Genomic DNA, 5,360 nt, shown 5'->3' with positions numbered 1-5,360 from the left:
CTGTGCTCGACCCGTCGGTCTTCGACTTGCCGGACTCGCGGCTGTCGGTTCGGTAGAAGCCGCTGCCCTTGAACACGATCCCCACCGAGTTGAACCGCTTGCGCAGCCGACCGGAGCACTTCTCGCACGTGCTCAGCGCGTCGTCGGTGAATGCCTGCGCAATGTCGAAGCGGTCGCCGCACTCAGTGCACTCGTAGCTGTAGGTCGGCACGCGAACCTCCGTGTCGGGGGGCCTAAAGGTCAGATGAAGCCAGTTGGCACTCTAGCTTCTCAAGTGCCAGAACCGCCACGTGGCGTGCTTCATTCCCGAGTACCGGACGCCAGGCCGATGACCCCGCGTCGCGGCGTGAGCGCGTCCGTCATCGCGACGTCGTGCGGTTCGGCGGGTAGTTCGTCGAGCAGTTCGGCGTCGCGCACCACGGCGATCAGGCGCGCGTCAGGGTCGCGTCCTGCCAGCGAACGGTCGTAGAACCCGGCGCCCCGGCCCAGCCGCACACCCCGGCGGTCGACTGCCAGCGCCGGGACGATCACCAGGGCGGCCTCGGCCAGGGCCGAGTCGGGCAGCCATGGTTCGGCGGGCTCGAGCAGTCCCCAGGGGCCGGCGGTCAGCGCGCCGGGCCGGTACTCGCCCCAGCGCAACGGCATCGGGGTGCCGTCGGCGCGGGTGCGTGCCACCGGGAGCAGCACCCGACCGCAGCGGCGCGCGAGCATGTCCAGCATCGCGACGGACCCCGGCTCGGTGCCCACCGGTACGTAGGCACAGGCCGTACCGGCGCACGCCAGGGTTTCCAGCGCATCGCACAGCATGCGGGCCTCGGCGGCACGGACGTCGCCGCGAACGCGCTGCCGCGCGGCCAGCAGCCGCCTGCGCAGCGCCACCTTGTCCGCACCGGCCATGGGTCAACCCTGACAGACCGGTGGTCCCGCCGCGGCGTCCACTCCGGCCGGTGCCCGTGCGGGTTATGGTTGTCAGCGATGTCGCGAGCTGAAATCCCGGTGCCTTACACGGCGATCGTCCCAGCGGCCGGGCTGGGTACGCGTTTCCTGCCGGCGACCAAGACGGTGCCCAAGGAGTTGCTGCCGGTGGTCGACACGCCGGGCATCGAGTTGGTCGCCGAAGAGGCGGCCGCGGCAGGTGCCGGGCGTCTGGTGATCATCACCTCCGAGGGCAAAGACGGCGTCGTCGCGCATTTCGTGCAGGACCTGGTGCTCGAGGGCACGCTCGAGGCGCGCGGGAAGAAAGCGATGCTCGACAAGGTTCGTCGTGCCCCGCAGCTGATCAAGGTCGAGTCCGTCGTGCAGGCCGAGCCGCTGGGCCTGGGGCATGCCATCAGCTGTGTGGAGCCCACGCTGTTCGCCGACGAAGACGCGGTGATGGTCCTGCTGCCCGACGACCTGGTGTTGCCGACCGGTGTCCTGGAGATGATGGCGAAGGTGCGCGCCGACTATGGCGGCACCGTACTGTGCGCGATCGAGGTGGCCCCCGACGAGATCAGCGCCTACGGCGTGTTCGACGTGGATCCTGCCGACGGCTCGGACAATCCCGACGTGCTGAAGGTCAAGGGCATGGTCGAAAAGCCCATGGCCGAGGACGCCCCGTCGATGTATGCCGCGGCGGGCCGCTACGTGCTCGACCGTGCGATCTTCGGCGCACTGCGCCGCATCGACCGCGGGGCCGGCGGCGAGGTGCAGCTGACCGACGCGGTCGCGTTGCTGATTGCTGAGGGTCATCCGGTCCATGTCGTGGTGCATCGCGGATCTCGACACGACTTGGGAAATCCCGGCGGCTACCTCAAAGCTGCGGTTGACTTTGCTTTGGATCGTGACGACTACGGCCCGGATTTGCGGCGATGGTTGGTGTCGAGGTTGGGCCTGAACGAGCACTAGTCCTGAAGGAGAATCACGCGGTCCCGGCAGGCAACGGGGCTCGGCGTCGCCCAAGGTCGCGCCCGTCAGGGCCGGAGGGCAGAAAGGCGCGCTTGTGCGTTCTGTGGAGGAGCAGCAGGCCCGGATAACAGCCGCCGCGGTGGCTCCGCGGCCGATACGCGTGGCCATCGCCGAGGCGCAGGGATTGACCTGCGCCGAGGAGGTGGTGACCGAGCGGCCCCTGCCTGGTTTCGATCAGGCCGCGATCGACGGCTATGCGGTGCGCAGCGTGGACGTGCTCGGTGTCGGCGAGATCGGCGGTGAGGGCCACGACGGGATCCCCGACGAACCGGCCGAGGGCGGGGCCGGGCGCGACGGGTTGGTCCTGCCGGTGATGGGAACCATCGAGGCCGGTGCGCGCACGCCCCGCCGGCTGCAGCCCCGCCAGGCCGTCCGGGTGCGCACCGGCGCGCCGTTGCCGACGCTGGCCGACGCGGTGCTGCCGTTGCAGTGGACCGATGGCGGTACGTCGAAGGTGCGGATCCTGCGCGGCGCGCCGTCGGGTGCCTACGTGCGCCGCGCCGGCGACGACGTCCAGCCCGGTGACGTCGCCGTGCGCGCCGGGACGATCATCGGCGCCGCCCAGGTGGGGCTCCTGGCGGCGGTCGGCCGCGAACGGGTGCTGGTGCATCCGCGGCCGCGGCTGTCGGTGATGGCCGTGGGCGGCGAGCTGGTCGACATCTCGCGCACCCCTGGGAACGGGCAGGTCTACGACGTGAACTCCTATGCGCTGGCGGCCGCGGGCCGCGACGCCGGCGCGGAGGTCAACCGTGTGGGCATCGTCAGCGGCGATCCCCGGGAGCTGCGCGACGTCGTCGAGGGCCAGATCAACCGTTCCGAAGCCGTCGTGATCGCCGGTGCGGTCGGTGGCGCGGCCGCCGAGGTGGTGCGTTCGGTGCTGTCCGAACTCGGCGAAATGGAGGTGGTCCGGGTCGCGATGCACCCCGGATCGGTCCAGGGTTTCGGGCAGCTGGGCCGCGAGGGGGTCCCGGCCTTTCTGCTTCCCGCCAACCCGGTCAGCGCCCTGGTGGTTTTCGAGGTGATGGTCCGGCCGCTGCTCCGGCTTGCGCTGGGAAAGCGGGCGCCGATGCGCCGGATCGTGCGCGCCCGCACCCTGTCGCCGATCACCTCGGTGGCCGGGCGTAAGGGTTACCTGCGCGGTCAGCTGATGCGCGACCAGGACACCGGGGAGTACCTGGTGCAGGCACTCGGCGGGGCTCCCGGTGCTTCGTCGCACCTGCTGGCCACGCTCGCCGAAGCGAACTGCCTGGTTGTCGTCCCCACCGGTGCCGAGCAGATCCGCACCGGCGAGCTCGTCGACGTCGCCTTTCTGGCGCAGCGCGGCTGAGGGTTGCGATGCGCGCGAACCTGTTGCGCTACGACCCCCGTCACCCCGGCTGGCCCGTCGACGTCGGCCCGTTGCGGGTCCGCGCCGGCGTCGTCCGGTTGCGTCCGGTGCGCATGCGCGACGGCACACAGTGGAGCCGGACGCGGCTGGCCGATCGTGCCCACCTGGAACCGTGGGAGCCCAGCGCGGAAGGCGACTGGGTGATCCGCCACTCCGTTGCCGCCTGGCCGGCGTTGTGTTCCGGTCTGCGCTCGGAGGCCCGCAAGGGCCGCATGCTGCCTTTCGTCATCGAACTGAATGGGCGGTTCTGCGGTCAGCTGACCATCGGCAACGTCGTGCACGGGGCCCTGCGGTCGGCATGGATCGGGTATTGGGTGTCCCGGTCGGTGACCGGCGGGGGAGTGGCCACGGCGGCGCTGGCGCTGGGACTCGATCACTGCTTCGGTCCGGTGATGTTGCATCGCGTGGAGGCAACGGTACGTCCCGAGAACGCCGCGAGCCGTGCCGTGCTGGCGAAGGCGGGGTTCCGGGAAGAGGGTCTGCTGCTGCGCTACCTCGAGGTCGACCGGGCGTGGCGGGACCACCTGTTGATGGCGATCACCGTCGAAGAGGTATACGGTTCCGTGGCCTCTGCACTGGTCCGCGCCGGCCGCGCAAGCTGGGAGTGACCGGAGGCCGTCCCGTACCGTCCGGGGCCCCGACCGCCACGGCGTTTCGCGGCCCGTCGGCGACCGGTTCGCCGTCCTTCTCTGTGGCTGGCGCGACACGAGTGACGTTTGGTGCTTGTGAGAGCCAAATTACAGGTGTGTAATTGTCCTGGTCATTTGACCCGGCCGCGCTGGCCATCGACCGGCCTCGCGGAAATGGGAACGAAGAGAGCAGGTCATCATGCCAAGCATCCCGCAGTCGTTATTGTGGATCTCGCTCGTGGTGCTGTGGCTGTTCGTCCTGGTTCCGATGCTCATCAGCAAACGCGACGCGGTGCGCCGCACCAGCGATGTGGCCCTGGCGACGCGAGTGCTCAACGGGGACGCCGGAGCCCGGCTGCTCAAGCGTGGCGGTCCCGCAGCGGGCCACCGCAGCGATCCCGACTGGAAGCCGGAGGAGGAACCGGCCGAGGACGAGTTCATCTCCGCTGACCAGGATCGACGCCAGAACCCGGACATCGGCACCGACGCCGACACCGTCGAGCTGCGGCGCGCGCGGCGCGACGTCGTGAAGGTCGCCGCCGCAGGGTCCGCAGAACCCGACGAGCCCGACTATCTCGACGTCGATGTCATCGAGGACTCACATGCCCTGTCCGCGGGCGCAAGCGCCGAGGCGGCAGAACCGGCACCGGTGGCCGTGGACGGGGGCGGCGCGTCCGACGGGACTGATGCCGGCACGGATGAGCCCGCCGAGGACGACCGCTACGACGAGGACGACCGCTACGAGTATGTCGAGGACTCCTCCGGCCTCGAGCCCGAGGCCGACGCTCACGACGAGGCGGGCGAGGCCCCGCGCGCGCCGGTCGCGCCGGGCTCGCGGCGGCGCCGATTCGACTCGAGGACCGCCGCGGCGGTCAGCGCCCGCAAATACGAGTTCCGTAAGCGGGTGCTGATGGTGATGGCGGTCGTCCTGGTCGGTTCGGCCACCGCGGCGTTCGAGTTGTCACCGAGCGCCTGGTGGATCTGTGGCGGCGCCACCGCCGTGACAATGCTCTACCTGGCGTATCTGCGACGGCAGACCCGCATCGAGGAAAAGGTGTGGCGGCGCCGGATGCGGCGGATGGCGCGTGCACGGCTCGGCGTGGAGAACGCTCACGACCGCCAGTACGACGTGGTGCCGTCCCGGCTGCGGCGTCCGGGCGCGGTCGTGCTCGAGATCGATGACGAGGACCCGATCTTCGAACATCTGGACTACTCGGTGCCGGCGCGGAACTACGGCTGGTCCAGGGAACTACCGCGCGCCGTGGGGCAGTAGAACTCGCGGTTCGGCGGGTGCTGCCGCGGCTGGTAGCCTGCTAGCGGTCAGGGGCTATGGCGCAGTTGGTAGCGCGACTCGTTCGCATCGAGTAGGTCAGGGGTTCGAATCCCCTTAGCTCCAC

6 protein-coding genes and 1 tRNA gene are annotated in these 5,360 nt (G+C 70.1%); 5 read left to right on the top strand and 2 right to left on the bottom strand.

The window, feature by feature from the left end; genetic code table 11:
* On the bottom strand, positions 1 to 211 hold a 211-nt coding region (locus tag AC2VOK_RS17230; protein ID WP_428901568.1), incomplete at its 3' end, for an FmdB family zinc ribbon protein.
* Positions 212 to 300: 89 nt separating this feature from the next.
* Positions 301 to 897 (bottom strand): 5-formyltetrahydrofolate cyclo-ligase, encoded by a 597-nt coding sequence (locus AC2VOK_RS17225; protein ID WP_428901567.1) that lies wholly within the window; start codon positions 895 to 897, stop codon positions 301 to 303.
* Between the two features lie 78 nt (positions 898 to 975).
* On the opposite strand from AC2VOK_RS17225, the gene AC2VOK_RS17220 reads away from it, so the two are divergent.
* From AC2VOK_RS17220 to AC2VOK_RS17200, 5 genes are all read left to right on the top strand, one after another.
* Positions 976 to 1,887: a UTP--glucose-1-phosphate uridylyltransferase gene (locus AC2VOK_RS17220; protein ID WP_428901566.1), complete on the top strand. Its 912-nt coding sequence runs from the start codon at positions 976 to 978 to the stop codon at positions 1,885 to 1,887.
* Between the two features lie 94 nt (positions 1,888 to 1,981).
* Positions 1,982 to 3,274 (top strand): molybdotransferase-like divisome protein Glp, encoded by a 1,293-nt coding sequence (gene glp, locus AC2VOK_RS17215; protein ID WP_428901565.1) that lies wholly within the window; start codon positions 1,982 to 1,984, stop codon positions 3,272 to 3,274.
* Positions 3,275 to 3,282: 8 nt separating this feature from the next.
* The gene (locus tag AC2VOK_RS17210) at positions 3,283 to 3,942 is read left to right on the top strand and encodes a GNAT family N-acetyltransferase (RefSeq protein ID WP_428901564.1); all 660 of its coding nucleotides are present in this window, start codon (positions 3,283 to 3,285) and stop codon (positions 3,940 to 3,942) included.
* 220 nt (positions 3,943 to 4,162) lie between these two features.
* The gene (gene sepX / locus AC2VOK_RS17205; RefSeq protein ID WP_428901563.1) at positions 4,163 to 5,236 is read left to right on the top strand and encodes a divisome protein SepX/GlpR; all 1,074 of its coding nucleotides are present in this window, start codon (positions 4,163 to 4,165) and stop codon (positions 5,234 to 5,236) included.
* Between the two features lie 50 nt (positions 5,237 to 5,286).
* A tRNA-Ala gene (locus tag AC2VOK_RS17200) sits at positions 5,287 to 5,359 on the top strand.
* The last annotated feature ends 1 nt before the right edge of the window (position 5,360 follow it).

This window comes from Mycobacterium sp. TH-M116, from assembly GCF_057473685.1.
The sequence above is the reverse complement of the archived record's forward strand: the minus strand, read 5'-3'. Positions and strand labels throughout refer to the sequence as shown.